At 69.3% G+C, this 15,638-nt stretch carries 16 protein-coding genes and 1 pseudogene; 5 read left to right on the forward strand and 12 right to left on the reverse strand.

Annotated elements, in window-relative coordinates:
• From AB0F81_RS45065 to AB0F81_RS45075, 3 genes are all read right to left on the reverse strand, one after another.
• Positions 1–940: hypothetical protein (locus tag AB0F81_RS45065; RefSeq protein WP_360209395.1), on the reverse strand; the 940-nt coding region annotated here is incomplete at its 3' end.
• 2 nt (positions 941–942) lie between these two features.
• Positions 943–1,278, reverse strand: coding sequence for a pilin (locus AB0F81_RS45070; RefSeq protein WP_360209397.1), 336 nt, complete (start codon positions 1,276–1,278; stop codon positions 943–945).
• A 322-nt stretch (positions 1,279–1,600) separates the two neighbouring features.
• On the reverse strand, positions 1,601–2,209 hold the full coding sequence (locus tag AB0F81_RS45075) for a TetR family transcriptional regulator (RefSeq protein WP_360209400.1): 609 nt from the start codon (positions 2,207–2,209) through the stop codon (positions 1,601–1,603).
• Positions 2,210–2,268: 59 nt separating this feature from the next.
• Here AB0F81_RS45075 and AB0F81_RS45080 point away from each other — a divergent pair, with 59 nt between their 5' ends.
• Positions 2,269–2,706 carry a nuclear transport factor 2 family protein gene (locus AB0F81_RS45080; RefSeq protein WP_360209403.1) on the forward strand — a complete coding sequence of 146 codons (438 nt, stop codon included), beginning with the start codon at positions 2,269–2,271 and terminating at the stop codon, positions 2,704–2,706.
• Positions 2,707–2,736: 30 nt separating this feature from the next.
• On the opposite strand, the gene AB0F81_RS45085 is transcribed toward AB0F81_RS45080, so the two are convergent.
• From AB0F81_RS45085 to AB0F81_RS45100, 4 genes are all read right to left on the reverse strand, one after another.
• Positions 2,737–3,384, reverse strand: a complete 648-nt coding sequence (locus AB0F81_RS45085; protein WP_360209409.1) for a helix-turn-helix transcriptional regulator — start codon at positions 3,382–3,384, stop codon at positions 2,737–2,739.
• Between the two features lie 185 nt (positions 3,385–3,569).
• Positions 3,570–4,262: an SDR family NAD(P)-dependent oxidoreductase gene (locus tag AB0F81_RS45090; RefSeq protein WP_360209411.1), complete on the reverse strand. Its 693-nt coding sequence runs from the start codon at positions 4,260–4,262 to the stop codon at positions 3,570–3,572.
• A complete protein-coding gene (locus tag AB0F81_RS45095; RefSeq protein ID WP_360209439.1) occupies positions 4,259–4,990 on the reverse strand; it encodes a class I SAM-dependent methyltransferase in 732 nt (243 codons plus the stop codon). Before AB0F81_RS45095 ends, AB0F81_RS45090 begins: the two co-directional genes overlap by 4 nt.
• 133 nt (positions 4,991–5,123) lie before the next feature.
• Positions 5,124–5,969, reverse strand: coding sequence for a MerR family transcriptional regulator (locus AB0F81_RS45100; RefSeq protein ID WP_360209413.1), 846 nt, complete (start codon positions 5,967–5,969; stop codon positions 5,124–5,126).
• A 40-nt stretch (positions 5,970–6,009) separates the two neighbouring features.
• On the opposite strand from AB0F81_RS45100, the gene AB0F81_RS45105 reads away from it, so the two are divergent.
• Entirely contained in the window at positions 6,010–6,798 is a 789-nt protein-coding gene (locus AB0F81_RS45105) for an ATP-dependent Clp protease proteolytic subunit (RefSeq protein ID WP_360209416.1), read from the forward strand.
• Positions 6,795–7,409, forward strand: a complete 615-nt coding sequence (locus AB0F81_RS45110) for an ATP-dependent Clp protease proteolytic subunit (protein ID WP_360209419.1) — start codon at positions 6,795–6,797, stop codon at positions 7,407–7,409. The genes AB0F81_RS45105 and AB0F81_RS45110 overlap by 4 nt, the downstream gene beginning before the upstream one ends.
• A 126-nt stretch (positions 7,410–7,535) precedes the next feature.
• On the opposite strand, the pseudogene AB0F81_RS45115 reads toward AB0F81_RS45110, so the two are convergent.
• From AB0F81_RS45115 to AB0F81_RS45125, 3 genes and pseudogenes are all read right to left on the reverse strand, one after another.
• Positions 7,536–7,766, reverse strand: a pseudogene (locus tag AB0F81_RS45115) (helix-turn-helix transcriptional regulator); the annotation flags it as partial.
• Positions 7,767–7,865: 99 nt separating this feature from the next.
• Positions 7,866–8,510, reverse strand: coding sequence for an alpha/beta hydrolase (locus tag AB0F81_RS45120; protein WP_360209422.1), 645 nt, complete (start codon positions 8,508–8,510; stop codon positions 7,866–7,868).
• 150 nt (positions 8,511–8,660) lie between these two features.
• Positions 8,661–10,799, reverse strand: a complete 2,139-nt coding sequence (locus AB0F81_RS45125) for a hypothetical protein (RefSeq protein ID WP_360209424.1) — start codon at positions 10,797–10,799, stop codon at positions 8,661–8,663.
• Between the two features lie 522 nt (positions 10,800–11,321).
• Here AB0F81_RS45125 and AB0F81_RS45130 point away from each other — a divergent pair.
• Positions 11,322–11,750 carry a DUF5956 family protein gene (locus AB0F81_RS45130; protein ID WP_360209427.1) on the forward strand — a complete coding sequence of 143 codons (429 nt, stop codon included), beginning with the start codon at positions 11,322–11,324 and terminating at the stop codon, positions 11,748–11,750.
• A gap of 358 nt (positions 11,751–12,108) precedes the next feature.
• Here AB0F81_RS45130 and AB0F81_RS45135 read toward each other — a convergent pair whose 3' ends face one another.
• Positions 12,109–12,669 carry a hypothetical protein gene (locus AB0F81_RS45135; RefSeq protein ID WP_360209430.1) on the reverse strand — a complete coding sequence of 187 codons (561 nt, stop codon included), beginning with the start codon at positions 12,667–12,669 and terminating at the stop codon, positions 12,109–12,111.
• 217 nt (positions 12,670–12,886) lie between these two features.
• Between AB0F81_RS45135 and AB0F81_RS45140 the strand changes: the two genes are divergently transcribed.
• The gene (locus AB0F81_RS45140; RefSeq protein ID WP_360209433.1) at positions 12,887–13,750 is read left to right on the forward strand and encodes an aminoglycoside phosphotransferase family protein; all 864 of its coding nucleotides are present in this window, start codon (positions 12,887–12,889) and stop codon (positions 13,748–13,750) included.
• A gap of 480 nt (positions 13,751–14,230) precedes the next feature.
• On the opposite strand, the gene AB0F81_RS45145 is transcribed toward AB0F81_RS45140, so the two are convergent.
• Complete coding sequence (locus AB0F81_RS45145) at positions 14,231–15,217, reverse strand: hypothetical protein (RefSeq protein ID WP_360209436.1); 987 nt, start codon at positions 15,215–15,217, stop codon at positions 14,231–14,233.
• Positions 15,218–15,638: the final 421 nt, after the last annotated feature.

A 15,638-nucleotide genomic window follows, 5' to 3' on the forward strand; every position in this document is an offset into this window, starting at 1 on the left:
CGGCCGCGGCAGCGTGGGCCGCCATCCGGGGACGGCTGCGGGGCCGGGCGAACGGCTGGCGCAGCCGGCCGGTGACCTGCTGCGCCACGACCATCCGCAGGAACACCGCGGCGGGATTCCGGCCGGTGCCGCCGCCGGTGACGTAGCGCCGCAACAGACCCGGAATCTTGACGGTGATCCACAGCAGGCAGACGACGACCAGCAGATCCAGCGTGCCGGCCCGATCGCGGGTCACGCCCAGCGCCACGAGATCGGCGTCCGGTGTCAGGAACACCGCCAGGGCGGTGTGCAACGCGAACGCCTGCAACAGCACGGTGGCCAGCACCGCGAGCATGGCGCGCCACCACAGCCGGGCCGCCGCCTCGGTGAACGGCGTGGCATGGCAGGCCAACGCGAGCGGGCTCACCCCGACCAGCAGGATCAGCACACCCAACCGCACCAGCCACGCCATGATCAGCATCAGGGTGAGGGCCACGATGAGCAGCCCGATGACCACCGCCAAAGGCATGCTCGGCGGGTTGGTCATCGCCTCCACGATCACCACGTGCAGGCGAAGCAGGGCGCCGCTGGTGACCACGCCCTCACCGGTCAGTGCGGCAGTCACCGCGTTGGCGACCGCCACCAGCTGAGTGCAGATCGGCACCGCGAAGTTCGAGCCGATCCACCCGATCACCAGGCGCGGCAGCAACTCCGCCAGGCCGTAGCGGCTCTGCATACTCTCCCGCAGCATCACCGTCACACCGGCAGCGATGACCGCCAGCACGAAACCGACGTTCACGATCATGCTCGCCCGCCCGGCGATCCCCAGCACCGACGGCAGCGCCGTCACGTCCGGGGTGATGAAGGCGGTGTTCGACAGCAGCGTCCACAACACGGCGATCACGGCGAGCACCGCGCTCGCCAGCCAACCGAGCGTGGCGTCGATGAACCAGTCGGCCATGACTACTTCACCAGGATGCTGTTCAGCACGGTCAACACCACCGGCGCGAGCAGCGCGAGGGCGTAGCCGACCGCGGCGGACTTGAAGCTGCCTTTTGCCCGCTCGATCTCCGACGGATCCCCGCCGGCCATCAGATAGCGGGCACCGCCGATGCACAGGAACAGGGTGGCGACCGACCCCAGAATCCCCATGATCCAGTAGCGGAGGTTGTTGACGACGGTGCCCAGGTCGTTGACCGCCGGCGGCGCGGCCGGCTCCGCCGCCGCCGCGACATCAGGGGCCAGCAGGACGAGACCGGCCGTGCCGAGCAGCACGGCGAACCGTACGGTGCGGTACATGGTGGGTGACACCTCCCGGTAGTGGATGGGAGACGCCGCCGCAGAGCTCAGGCAGACCGTGGGAGCCTTACTCCTTCACCGGTACGTAGAGACGGTGGGCTGTGAACACGGCCGTCTCAGCCGTTCCACCCTGCCCCGCGGCGGCGCCGGGAAGCCGCCTCCGGGACCTGCGAACGCGGCCCGTCGGTGCTTCCTCGACCCACCCAGGGCTGCCGTTGGGTACCCAACCCGCCCGCAGGACGGCAACCGGCGGCCAACCGGCGGCCAACCGGCCCCACCGCGCCCGCTCGCGCGTGCCGATCGTGGCGCGCGGAGGATCGGCCTACGGGCCTGGCCGGCTTCTCTGGGACGCCTCGGCAGCGGGCCGCGTCACCGCGGCGGTGACGGCGTCGGTGAGCTGCCGGCGCACCTCGGTGGCCGCCCGGCCGCAATCGACCGTGAGCTGCTCCCACACCGGCACCGAGGTCATCGCCCAGGCCAGGTCGGCTGCGGCGACGGGGTCCAGCCCGGCCCGCAGGCGGTCGGCGGCCGCGAGCCGTCGGGTGGCATGGCGAAACCCGGCACGCAGCTCCTCCATCCGGTCGTTCCACGCGCTCATGGCGTCGGGATCGTCGTGGCGCGAGGCCAGCAGCGCCGACGCCACCGGGTGGATCTTCGCCGCGTAGTGCAGCCAGGCCAGCACGAATTCCTCCAGCGCCCGCACCGGGTCGCTGTGCCCGAGGGCGCGTTCGCAACGGTCGCGGATGCCGTCCTGCTCGTCCATGTGTCGCACGACGGCCACGAAGAGGCTGGCCCGGGAGTTGAAGTGCAGGTAGACCGCCTGCCGGGAAACGCCGGCCGCCCGGGCCACGTCGGCCATGGCGATGCCGGCGCCGCGCTGCGCGACCAGGGTGCGGGCGGCGTCGAGGATGCGGAGCCGGTTGCTTGACACCTGTAAAGCCTAGCCCTAGCTTGACACGTGTCAAGCTAGCCGCCCCCGGAGGAGATCCCATGGACACCGCTCACCCGGCAGCCGTCGCCGCACGCACGGCAATGAACGCCGTCGCCGCCGCCGACCGCGACGCCTGGCTCGCCTGTTACGCCGACGACGCGGTGCTGCACGACCCGGTCGGCGGTTCGCCCCTCGACCCCGAGGGCGCCGGCATGCGAGGACGCGACGCGCTGGAGCGGTTCTGGCAGCAAGCCATCGCCGCCAACCAGGTCTCCTTCGACGTCGCCGCCGTGCACGCGGCAGGCTCGGAGGCCGCCGTCGTCGCCACGGTCACCACCCGATTCCCGCACGGCGCGGTCGCGACCTACGACGGCGTCTTCGTCTACACCGTCGACGACGACCGGCGGATCGTCTCGTTGCGCGCGTACTGGGACGTACAAAGTCTCCTGTCCTCGCTCGGTGCCGCGCCTGCAAGTGCAGCCGGCGCCGCCGGCTGATGCCGACGAGCCGTCCGTCTCACGGTCGTCTCATCCGTCAGCTTTGTCGGCGCTCGTCGCCACGTCGGACGCCTCATCGTCCACGCCGGCGATCGCGGTCAGATCCGCTTCCGGTATGTCCAGGGCACCGGCGATCTCCCGGACCAGAACGGGATGCGGATTGCGGCCTCCGGACTGGGCCGCGTGAATGGTCGACATCGCGCGATAGGTTCGCCTTGCCACGTCCTTCACGGAAAGACCGCGGTTGTCCATAAGCTTGCGCAGCACCGCGCCGAACGGATGTGGCTCATGGGAGCCGGCTTCGCCCAGCGCGGGACCGACGACCGTGTCCGCGATCTTCGCCTGGAACCGCAACAGCCGATCACCCTCGAACCGGACACGTGCGAAGAACGGCAGCGTCTGCCCTGCGCCGTCACCGAGCGTTCCGGGAACCGAGACCTCGATGAACCTGTTCTTCTGACGGTCATGGTCGCTGGCGAACTCCCGCGGCTTGGCCGGCTCGACGTCAAGGACTCGCCAGGTGGTGTTCCACCATGGCAGTTCACTCAGCAGACCGTTGAAGAACGGCGGCAGGACCGTGAGGTCGGCAGGCTTCGGAGCCTTCGCGTGCACGATTCCGGGCCAGTAGGTCAACGCTTGCAGCACTACGGGGGTCAGCGTGCGGCCGGCGACATTCATCATCGCAGGGTAATTCCGAAGCCGCCGCGCCATAGATGGGCGATGCGCCCGTGCCACAGGAGGCAGGGGCGGCCAGTCTCGCCGCCGCCACCTTCCGCGGCACAGGCCACCGGTGGCGTCGGCTCAGCCCGGGGAAGGCCCAGCGTGCCGTGCTCGGCGCCGGGCGCGCCGCGGATGAAGCGCTGTCACCAGCGAAGGTCAGGGCCGTCCAAGGAGAGATACCGCGGCGAGATGGCGTCGGCGCTGTCCAACAGCCGCCCGAGCCGGGCGGCAGCCTCCCTAGGTGTCGTTTTCGCGTCGGCCCCTCCCATGGCCGTGGTGAGGCTGCCCGGGTGGACGGCCCAACACCGGACGCGACCGGCAAGTTCCTGGGCCAACGCGATGGTCAGCATGTTCTGGGCTGATTTCGAGACACGGTATGCGTAGCTGGTCCGGCGACCGGCGAAGTCGCCCGCGGCCTGGGCAGACAGCGAGCCAAGACGCGACGACACGTTGATGATCAGGGGCGAGGGCGCGGCCAGCAGCATCGGCAGCAGGGCTTGGGCCATGCGAAGCGGGCCGACAACGTTGACGTCCACGGCGTCCAGGACCGTCGTCGGGTCGACGCTCTCCAACGGTCGGGCCGGCGCACCGATGCCGGCGTTGTTGACCAGCGCATGGACCGGCCGGGCCCCGACCGCCGCCAGTAGACGGTCACCGACTGGTTCCCGGACGTCCTGCATCACCGGTTCGACACGGTCACGTCGCAGCGCCGCGGCGGCTGACTCGGTCCGGACACAGGCCACGACGTTCCAACCCTCCTCGGCGAGGTAGGCGGTGAGGGCCGCGCCGAGTCCTCGACCCGCGCCGGTGATCACAGCAAGCCGGCCGGCGCTCACCGCAGCACCAGCAGATCCAAGGCGTCAACGACCGGGCCGGGCTGCGTACGCGCGGCATGGTTCAAGCGGGCAACGCCCGCCGCGTAGGCCTCGTCGCTGATCAACTGCAGCGGAGTGTGCGCTTCCCGGCGGAGCCCGGCGGCGGCCTCAGCCACCGACGGGGCGGTCACCTGCGGCACGGGCTCGCATCCCGCGGTCGTGAACCCGGCGGCGGCGAACGCCGCCTCGACGTCGGGAATGCTCGGGTAGCGGTCCAGGACAGCGACAGCCTCCGGGAACCAGCGGAACAGGCTGATCGCCTCATGCCGGCCGGCGAACGCCGACCGGATCAGCACCGGCGCGCCCGGCTTCAGCACCCGCCTGATCTCCCGTGCGGCCGCGCCGAGGTCGGGAACATGGTGAATCACCGTGGAGAGCCAGACGCCGTCGAGGCTCGCGTCAGCAACCGGAATGTCGTCGGCGGTGCCGGCCCCGACCGGCTGGAACACCGCGCGCTCACGCATCGCCGAAGAGGGATCGACCGCCACAACGTCAACACCGGGCCACCATGCGCGAAACGCCCGAGCCCAACTGCCGGTGCCGCATCCGAGGTCGAGCAGACGCATACCCGCACGAGCCTCGAAGTATCGGCCGATCGCCGCGCGCCAGGTGGCCAGGTCGTCGTCTCGCAGATGCCGGGTCGCCGCGAAGGCCGTTGCGTCCACGCTGTCGTACGCGATCAGAGCCATGCGCTCGACCCAACCCGGCCGACCCCGCCGCGACAAGAGGAAGTGCACCGGTTCACATCGGCCGTCATCACCGGCTGGCGCGCGCTTCGCCGGGTCCAGCGCCTGATCGGATCGCGTCAGGAACCGCGGGCGATCAACCGTCTGCGGAGTGGGCATCGGCGAGCAGTTGCGCCGTGCGTTCCATGCAGCGTTTCCGGGCGGGAGACAAGTCGTAGGGCATCTTGGAGACCGAAGCGAAGGCGCTCAACCGAGTGTCCTTCTCTTCTGCCGGGTCGGCGTCGTAGATCTCGAAGAGCTTCTCCTCGGCCGCGTCCAGCCCGGCTGCCTCCACTGCCCGCTCCAGGGCCATTTGGTGGGCGCACAGCTGCACGGCGAGTTCTTCCACGCGCGGGTCCCCAGGCTCCACACTGTCGTCCAGAGCCGCCTCGGCCGCGTCCAGACGGTCCTGCTCCGCCCGCAGGTCAGGATGGGTGGCGAGCACGATGAACACGCTGGCCTGGATCGCGGCGCCCAGCGGGCCGAAGATGCGTTCCGTGACCAGCAGCGTGTCCAGGTCGGTGGGGCGCAGCGTGCCCGCGGGCAGGTGGCCGAGCCGGTCGGTGACCAGCGGGGAAAGCAGTCCCAGCGGGCTTCCCACGGCTTGGAGACGCTGGACGGCCGCGCGCTGGCGTTTGATATCGGCCTCCTGGGCAGCCAGGGTCTCCTCCAACCGGCCCAGCACCTCCCCGATGTCCCGGGTTTGCTCGAAGGCGGCCCGCATGTCGTCAAGGCTGATGCCGGCCTCCGCCATCTTGCGGATCCACAGCAGGCGGATCATGTCGTCGTAGCCATAGCGGCGGCGACCGTCCACGCCCCGCTCGGGCTCCGGCAGCAGACCGATCTGGTGATAGTGGCGGATGGCACGCGGCGTGGTCCCAGCGAAGACAGCGGCATCACCGATCTTGACCTGCCGGGGAGGCATGACGGGGGAGTGGGTCACAGGCGGAGCCTTTCGTGCTGAGGTGCATCGAGGAGACCACATGCCGCTACGGCACGTGCAAGCGGCGCGCACAGGACCGCGGTCCTCGGGTCCACCAGGCCTTCGCCATCCCGCATCTGCTGACCGCAGATCGGCTTGGCCGGCGGCCGCCGCCACCGTGAAGGTGGAGACGGCACGCAGAGCCGAGCCGAAGGAGAAAGCCGTGCAACCATTCACTGCCGCAACGCCGGGCGGAACCGGGTCCGTAGACGACCAGCTGTCCGTCCAGCTGCTGCACCAGCGCATCATCGTGCTCGGGGCCGAGGTCGACGACCCGATCGCCAACCGGATCTGCGGGCAACTGCTGCTGTTGTCCGCGGAAGACCCGCTGAGCACCATCAACTTGTACATCAACTCGCCGGGCGGCTCGGTCACCGCCGGGCTGGCGATCTACGACACCATGCGGCTGATCCCCAACGACGTCAGCACGCTGGCCCTCGGGCTCGCCGGAAGCATGGGACAGTTCCTGCTCACCGCCGGCACCCCCGGCAAACGGTACGCACTGCCGCACGCCCAGATTCTGATGCACCAGGGCTCGGCCGGGTTCGGCGGCACCGCCGCGGACGTGGAGATCTACGCCAACCAGCTGGAGCGCCTCGGCCGCACGCTGCTGCGCCTGACCGCCGAGCACACCGGGCAGCCGATCGACACGGTCGAACGCGACAGCCGGCGTGATCGCTGGTTCACCGCCGACGAGGCGCTCGAGTACGGCCTCATCGACCGAGTCCTCGACAGCGTCGACGACGTCCGCCCCGCGATGGCCCGCCAACCGATGGGACTGAGCGCATGAGCCACTACACCATCCCGACCGTCGTGGAGAAGACCCCGAGCGGTGAACGCGCCTTCGACATCTACTCCCGGCTGCTGTCGGACCGGATCATCTTCCTCGGCACCGAGATCGACGACGGGGTCGCGAACGTGGTGATCGCCCAGCTCATCCACCTGGAGTCGACCGGGGAACAGGAGATCGGGCTGTACATCAACTCCCCGGGCGGCTCCTTCAGCGCGCTGACGGCGATCTACGACACCATGCACTTCATCCGCTGCGACATCGCCACCATCTGCGTCGGCCAGGCCGCGTCGGCGTCCGCGGCGCTGCTGGCGGCCGGCACCCCGGGCAAGCGATCAGTGCTGCGGCACGCGAAGGTCACCCTGCACCAGCCGTCCGGTCAGGCCCGCGGCACGCTGCCGGACCTGGCCGTGGAAGCCAAGGAGGTGGCCAAGGTCCGCGCCGAGATGGACCAGATCCTCGCCGAGCACACCGGCCACTCGATCGCCAGGATCCGGGAGGACACCGACCGCCGGATGACCCTGACCGCCCCCGAGGCCGTCGCCTACGGCCTCGCCGATCAGGTCATCAGCCGGCGTGAACCGCGCGGTTACCGGCTCAACGCCGCCTGATCAGGCGGCCAACAGGACGACATCGCCGGACCGCGAGCCGCGCGGCGCAGCCTGCGCCGCGCGGCGCAGCCGGGCGGTCTCCAACCGCAGCACCGGGGCGCGACGCGCCGTGAGGTCGCGCCCCACCTCGCTCAGCAGATCGGCCAGCCCGATACCCAGCGAGTCGCAGACGGCGGCCACGATCTCCGAGCTCGCCTCCTTGCGGCCACGCTCGACCTCGGACAGGTACTGCACCGAGACGCACGCCTCGCGGGCGACCTCGGCAAGGGTCCGCTCCTGCTCCAGCCGGCGGCGCCGCAGCACCTCGCCGAGCAGGGTGCGCAACAGAGGCCGGGGCTGGAACGTCACGTCTGCCATGCGCCGACGGTAGTCAGCCGCCGCCGCCACCGACACCCGATCAAGCCCGGTTCTGCCAGCAGCGTAGGAGCCACCCGCCCGACAACACCGTCTTCAGCGTCACCGCCGGCCCGGCCAGCTCAACGACCGGGCCAGCCGTTCGCCGTCGTGCCATGCGCCGAATCCGGTCTTGGAGTCCAGATGCCCGACCGGGCCCGCGTCGAACAGCTCAGAGCCCCAACCGTTTGCGTACGCCCGGAACTGTTCGAACGTGGCCATCGGGTCGTCCCGGCTGGCGACCAGTATCGAGGGGAAGGGCAGTGGGCGCCGCGGCACGGTGCCGACGAAGCCATCAAAGGTCTCCGCAGACTCCGGAGCCCAGCCCGGTTCCACGTACGGCGGCGTGACCAGCAGCGCAGCACGGACAGGACCGGTGTGCTCACTCGCCCAGACGGCGACGATCAGGCATCCCGCACTGTGCGCGACAAGAACCGCCGGTTCATCGTCGGCGCTGATCGCAGCGTGCAGCGCAGCCACCCGCTCCGCAGCGACGAAAGGCGGCCCCGGCGGCTCGGGCGCCCACGTGAACTCCGGATAGTCGTTGACCCAGCCGCACGACCAGTGGTCGGCGAGAGGAACTCCCCGGCCCGGGACGACGAGGTACCGCGTCATGCGGGCCAGGGTATCGACCGTGGCAGGCTTGATCGAGTATCCGCTCCTGTCGATGAGAGTAAGCCCTCTCGTGCGCTGGCCATGAACGTTCACCGAGTTGATCAGGCGACCTTGGTTCGTGGGGGCCTCAGCGTTGCTGGCCCAAGCCGCACCTTGCCATGGCGACCTTGACGCAGGCCGAACGCAACCGGATCTGAGATCGACCCCATGGCCATCGATGGGGAAGCCAGCACCCGGGTAACGTCACCCGGCCGGGGCGGTCACCGCTACCGGGCCAGACCGGTTCCCCGTGGCTCCGTTCCCCAACTGACCAAAGAAACCGGCTCCCCCGCAGTAGGCCTTGTTGCTACTGCTCAACCCACAGGTGTGGAAGAACCCGGCGGCGAGCTGAGTGAAAGCAACCCCGCCCGGGGCAATCACAACCACCGGACTCAGCCGGCCCGTGGAGGAGCCGTCGCCCAACTGACCGTAGCCACCCTCACCCCAGCAGTAGGCCTTGGTGTCACTACCCAGCCCACACGTGTGGTAGCCGCCGCCCGCGAGTTCGGTGAAGGTTACCCCGGTCGCCGGGGCGGTCACGGCCACCGGACTCGCCCGGTCCACGGTGGCGCCGTCCCCCAACTGACCACTCAAGCCCCGGCCCCAGCAGTAGGCCTTGGTGTCACTACCCAGCCCACACGTGTGGAAGGCGCCAGCGGCGAGCTGAGTGAAGCCCACCCCGACCGGACCGGCCACGGCCACCGGACTCGCCCGGTCCACGGTGGCGCCGTCCCCCAACTGCCCGTCCAGGCCTTGGCCCCAGCAGTAGGCCTTGGCGTCGCTGGCCAGCCCACACGTGTGGCCGTAACCAGCCACGAGTTGGGTAAAGGTCACCCCGGCGGCCGGGGCAATCACAGCTACCGGACTCGACCGGTTCGCGGGGATGCCGTTGCCCAACTGGCCGAACGCTCCCCGGCCCCAGCAGTAGGGCTTGGTGTCACTACCCAGCCCACACGTGTGGTCGGTGCCGACAGCGAGCTCGGTGAAGGTTATGCCGGTCGCCGGGGCGATCACGGCCACCGGACTCGCCCGGTCCGCGGTGGCGCCGTTGCCCAACTGACCGTAGAAGCCGTAGCCCCAACAGTAGGCCTTGGCGTCGCCGCCCAGCCCGCAGGTGTGATAGTCGCCGGCAGTGAGCTCCGTGAAGGTCACCCCGGTCGCCGGGGCGATCACGGCCACCGGACTCGCCCGGTCCGCGGTGGCGCCGTTGCCCAACTGACCGTAGAAACCGGCTCCCCAGCAGTAGGCCTTGCCGTTGCTTTCGAGCCCACACGTGTGGAAGTCACCGCCGGTGAGCTGAGTGAAGGTCACCCCGGCTGGGGCGCTCACCGCCACTGGGTTCGCCCGGTTCGCGCTATCGCCGTTCCCCAACTTGCCGCCGTCACCCCGGCCCCAGCAGTAGGCCTTCCTGTCACTGCCCACACCACACGTGTGGTCGACAGCGGCAGTGAGCTCCGTGAAGGTCACCCCGGCGGCCGGGGCAATCACCGGCACCGGACGCGACCGGTCCGCGGTGGCGCCGTTGCCCAACTGACCGTCGAAACCGGCTCCCCAGCAGTAGGCCTTGGTGTCGCTGCCCAGCCCACACGTGTGGGAGCCGCCGGCGGCGAGCTTCGTGAAGGTCACGCCGGCAGCCGGGGCGATCACCGCCACCGGACGCGACCGGTCCGCGGTGGTGCCGTTCCCCAACTGACCGTAGCCCCCCTGACCCCAGCAGTAGGCCTTGGTGTCGCTGCCCAGCCCACACGTGTGGGAGGTGCCGGCTGTGAGCTGACTGAAGGCCACCCCGGCTGGGGCGCTCACCGCCGCCGGACTCAACCGGGCCTCGGTGTCGCCGTTCCCCAACTGACCGTCGTAGCCATCGCCCCAGCAGTAGGCCTTGGTGTCGCTACCCAGCCCACACGTGTGGCCGAAGCCAGCCGCGAGTTGGGTGAAGGTCACCCCGGCGGCCGGGGCGGACACGGCCACCGGGCTCGACCGGTTCGCGGTGGTGCCGTTCCCCAACTGACCGTACATTCCTTGGCCCCAGCAGTAGGCCTTGGTGTCGCTGCCCAGCCCACACGTGTGGAAGGCGCCGGCAACGAGTTCGGTGAAGGTCACCCCGGCGGCCGGGTGAGCCACCGCCACCGGACGCGACCGGTTCGCGGTGTCGACGTCCCCTAACTGGCCGAAGGCACCGTCGCCCCAGCAGTACGCCTTGCCGTCTCCGGCCCGCGCGCACGTGTGGTGGGCGCCTGCGGTTACCTGGAGCGCAGGGCCGTCCGGCAGCTGCGCCGCAGCCGGCACGACCGTCATCCCCGTCAGCATCGCCGCCAGCATCGCCGCTGTCCCGATCATCGACATGGTCCTTCCCAACACGCTGCAGACTCGATCACGTCCCCGCAGACCCGGGATCATTGGGAAACTCACCTATTCAGTGACCATCCTGCCGAAGAGCTGCCGTCTCCTTGACGCTGATGTAATGGCGTTTGGTGGGACACTTTGCCCCCCGGCATGCGGCAGCCACGGCGTGATCTTTCCAGCGAACTTCTTTCAGCACTCCTGAAGAATTGACCACAACGAGGGCTGAGCCGGCCAAAGGACGTATGCACTCACGATCACGGCGTGGGCACGTACGCACCGCAGCGGCCGGTCCAGCCGCCGAGCGCATGCTTAGCGGCAGTTCCGGATACTCACACCGACGCCCACGCTCTCGCCCTCTTGCTGTTGATAACGCCTATCGGCGATGAGTGTTGGCACGTAGCAAAGGCTTCTCTTCTTCAGGACAGCGCAAGCGCGCTGGCATCCACGGCGGGGTCACCCGTCTGGATGACGTAGGCCGGCTGCGGCGCTCATGCGGGCCTACCGGAACGACAGAATTCACCCATGGGCAGCACTGTTCCTATCCTGTGGAGTTCAGTTCCCGTTCTTGAGAAGTCGCCGCCCGGCCGCGTCAAGGCCTATGAAGTCTTCGAGATTGACGGTCGAGCATATTGGGAATGCGGGAGAAGCGGTCCGGATCTCGTGGCCGCGTTCCTGATCGGAATATCGACGATGCGCTGCTACGAGGCGGCGGATCAATCCACCGCCGAGGAGGCCGGCATCGACGCCGCCCTCCGGCGGTTCGGATTGCCGGAACTGCCACCCGGATTCCGCTGGTTCCAGGAGGTACCGGACGGCGTGTCCCTTTCTGACCTCGTTGAAGCAACCGAGTCCGCGATCGCACGTCTGCAGCCGGCCGTGACTGGCCGGGCCACCCTGGACGCGATCTCGGCGACAATCAGCCCCCGTCTGAGGAAGCACCACAACGGATAACCTTGACTGGAACGGCGGCCGGTCGCGCGGTGTGATGTGGTCAACCACGTGTCGAGGCCAATCATGTCGCCGATCGGCACATCGATGGTGCTGGTGGCGATACCCACCGGCGCTGTTGCGGCGATGCCGCCGATGCCGAGGACTGACGGCCAGTTCGTCGGCGACGAGTAATCTCGCCTGCGGCGGGCGGTCGATCGATGGCAACCCGCGTTGGACGTGCGAGGATAACGGACCCGACTGCTTCAGTCGGCGGCCGAGCACCTCGTCGCGGGCGCCTTGGTCCACCTTCCACCCTGGCCGGTTCTCGCGAAGGCCGAAGCGGTGGTGTCGTAACTCGCTTCTGTGATCAGTTCTCCGTTCACTTCGGCGGTGCCGTGGTCTTCGTCGGGGCGCTGTCTTCGGCACCGATACGGATGGTGCTGCCCGCCGGGACGAAGATGATGGCGTGCCCGTTTTGATTGATTTTGTTGTCTTTGAGGTCGACGGTGCTCGCGGTCGGGGCGACGAGGATGGGGAGGCCCAACTGGATCCGGATGATGATGTCTTTGTCGGCAGCGGAACTGGGCGGCGGATCCTCGCTGGCGCGGGTGGCGGGGGCTGCGTTCGCCGGGCCGGCGAACGCCAAAGAGGCGAGGACTGCGAACGCCAGGCATAGGGGTTTCTTCACTTCGGACTCCGCTTCAAGGAAAATTGGGGTATTGGGATCTTTAGCCGGTTCCTTCCGAAGCCTAGGAGACCGCGCTTCGGCACGTTGGCCCAATGCTGAATTCGCTGTTGCGTTCTCACCTCGAGGCGGGCATACGCCGTAACCGCCGCCACGTCGCGCCGTAACCCATAAACGTACCGGATTGAAACCGGTGCCGATCCGCGCCAAAGCGTGTCGCGCCACGGCCGAACCCACGTTCATGTAGCCGTCCATGGCACTCGTTGCGGCGCGGGCCGCTCTATCCGAGCCGAGCAATCCGCCGTCTATCGAGTGCGACGAGGCACGCAGCGCTGCCTCCCCCTGTTGCTCAAGGTCATGACCTCGGCCGGCTGTGCCCCACCGGTTCCGCACAGGACCGCCTTGCCTTCACCGCTGACACCTGCTCGTAAAGGCATCGACTTGGCTTCCGAGATCAGTTGTCATGGTCACTGTGACGATCGAACGTTTCGAGGCGGATGAGCGACTGGTCCGGCGGCTGATCGACAGCCAGTTCCCGCAGTGGGAGCAACTCACCCTGCGCCGGGTCACACCGGGCGGATCCGACCACGTCATTTACCGGCTCGGCTCCGACCTGTCTGTGCGGCTGCCCCGCCATACGGGCGCGATCCGGCAGGCGGCCAAGGAGTTGCACCTGCTGCCGAGGCTCGCGCCCGCCCTGCCGCTGTCGATCCCGGAACCGGTCGCCGTCGGCGAACCTGATCTCGGGTACCCCTGGGCCTGGGGCGTCTCCCGCTGGCTGGACGGCGCCGTGGCCCGCTATGAAGAGCTCGGGGATTCTGTCGAGACTGCTCTGCTCCTTGCCGACTTCCTGAGCGCACTGCAGTCGGTCGAGTTCACCGCGGCCGTCGAGCCGGATGAGCCGCTCGCCGACCACGACGATCAGGTGCGGGCCGCGATCGCCGACATCGCCGACGCGTTCGACGCGCGCTCGCTGCTCGCGATCTGGCGTGAGGCTGTCACCGCGCCCGCCTGGGACCGGCCGCCGGTCTGGTATCACGGCGACTTCCACACCGGGAACCTGCTGACCACGGGAGGCAAGGTCAGCGCCGTGATCGACTTCGGCGGCCTGGGACGCGGAGATCCGGCCCGCGACCTCATGATGGCTTTCACTCTGCTGGAAGGCCGGGCACGCCGGGCCTTCCGCGAGGCGCTCGCTGTCGACGAAGCTACCTGGGCGCGAGGCAGAGGACGATCGTTGATGGGCGGGGTGTTCGCCTACCGCGCCTATGCCGCCACCAACCCCTGGGTGAAGGCGCAGACCACCCGGCAGCTCACCGCGATCCTGTCAGCCTGATCGCGGCCCGCCGCTCATGCTGGGGCTCGCGTTGTGGTGCAGCCTGAGTGTTCACGAATGGGGGCATGACCGCGGGCAGCCGCCGAAGGTGCGCGGGTAGTTCTGGCTGGACGCCGGCGGTGAGCCGGGGACACCGGTGCGCGACGACGCCGGCCGCCACCGGTACGTCGGAGCGCCCCCCGCAGTGACCGACGCGTATCTCTCTTGCCGCTGAGCACGCGCGCGACGACCGCAGAGCCGCTCTCACTGTCCGTGCACACCGGCGTGTGCACGCATGTGTCGAGATCAGTGCGTGAATGGTCGATTCTTCCTGCGTGGTAGTACGTCGATGGGAGGGCCGGCTACGCGTGAGTCAGAATTCGTCGGAGTTCCGGTTCTGCCTCACGCCAGGCTTCGATCACCTCTGGCGGCGCATTCGTGCACCAGCCGGCAAGCCGGGCGGCAGCCATCTGGTCGCACGCCGGCGAGCGCAGCGCCGCCTCACCACCCGTTGTCGAACAGGGGGTCCGGGATGAGTTTGTAGAACAGCCCCGCGCGTACGATCTCGTGGAGCTCCGGGTCGAGCTGCTGCAGCGCGTCGTCGCCGTGCAGCGCGACCAGCACCGCGATTGCCCGCGGGTCGGTCTCGCCGGCCTTGATCCGATGCTGCCGCCGAGCCTGCTCGACCACCCACTGGCCGTCGGTCGGTGTGCTGCGGCGCGGCGTCGGCAGCGTGGCGGGGTGACCGGTCCAGGTCAACATCGCGGTCATGGCCAGCAGCATCGCCCACGACGCGGCCGATGCGTCGGCGACCAACAGCGACGGCGCCACCGCCAGCCCGAACGCGATCACCGCGACCGGCCACGGACGGTGCCAGGCAGGTGTGGTCGAGGGCGCCTGCCAGATCGTACTGTCCAGCAGGCCCCGGCTGGCCAGCCTGTCGCGCAGCGCGGTCATCTCCCGGGTGACCACGTCGGGCCGGGCGTAGTGGCTCAGCGGGTTGAGCCCCGGCAGGTACAGCCCTTCAGGGCTGCCGGCGAGCCTGCGCAGTGCGTCACCGAGCGGGCCGGCGCCCCGCGGCGCGGCCGCCGCAGCCACCTGGACGTGCCGGTGCTGCGGGTCGGTGACCAGTGTGCCGGCCGCGCGCAGCCAGGCAATCATGCTGAGCAGGGCGCCCCGGTCGCCGTTGGCGAGAAAACCCAGATCCGCCGGGTTGATCTGTGCCGGCAAGCCCCACGGACGCTGGGTGGGCACGCTCGACTCCGCGCTCGGCACGGCCTGCTTCAGGTATGCCCGGCGCAGGCGAATCTCCACGACCGACACCGCCACTGCCACTGCCACAAGCCCGGCTGCCACAGGCAGCGTTGCCGGCGTGCCCCATCCTGACCCGGCGTCGAGGGCCATGCCCAGCACTATGACCAGCCCGTAGTCGAAGAGCAGCGGAATCCACAACCGCGAACTGGGGAGCCTGGCGATCAGCGCACTCATGCTGATCATTGTCGATCAGTGCGGCAACCGTGCGAGCGTCAGCTCTCAGCGTTGACCGGGCAGGCGCTCGCGGCCCGTGTGCGTTGCGGCGGGCCCGGATCAGCCAGGAGAGGACTGTTCCACGATCCTCCAGCCACACGGCAGCACCTTGCACTCGACGGGATCGGCGCTTCTCGCGCCTTCAAGAAAGAACGAGTTGTTGCGCGCCCGGTCGGTCAGGCCGGTGTAGGCCGTTTGCCGGCCCACATCGAAGTCAGTTCCGGGTTGCACTCGCGAAGCTCAGGCGCACTGTCGCGGCCGATGACGTCTGCGGGGGTCACCATCGTGTCCACGATCAGGTGCCGCCGCTTGCGCCCGTCGCCCGCACAGCGGCGTGGGGGGGGGGGCGCGGGGGGGGGCTTGTGGCCGCGCCCCCCCCCCC

It is taken from the genome of Actinoplanes sp. NPDC024001 (assembly GCF_040638955.1).
GTDB lineage: Bacteria > Actinomycetota > Actinomycetes > Mycobacteriales > Micromonosporaceae > Actinoplanes.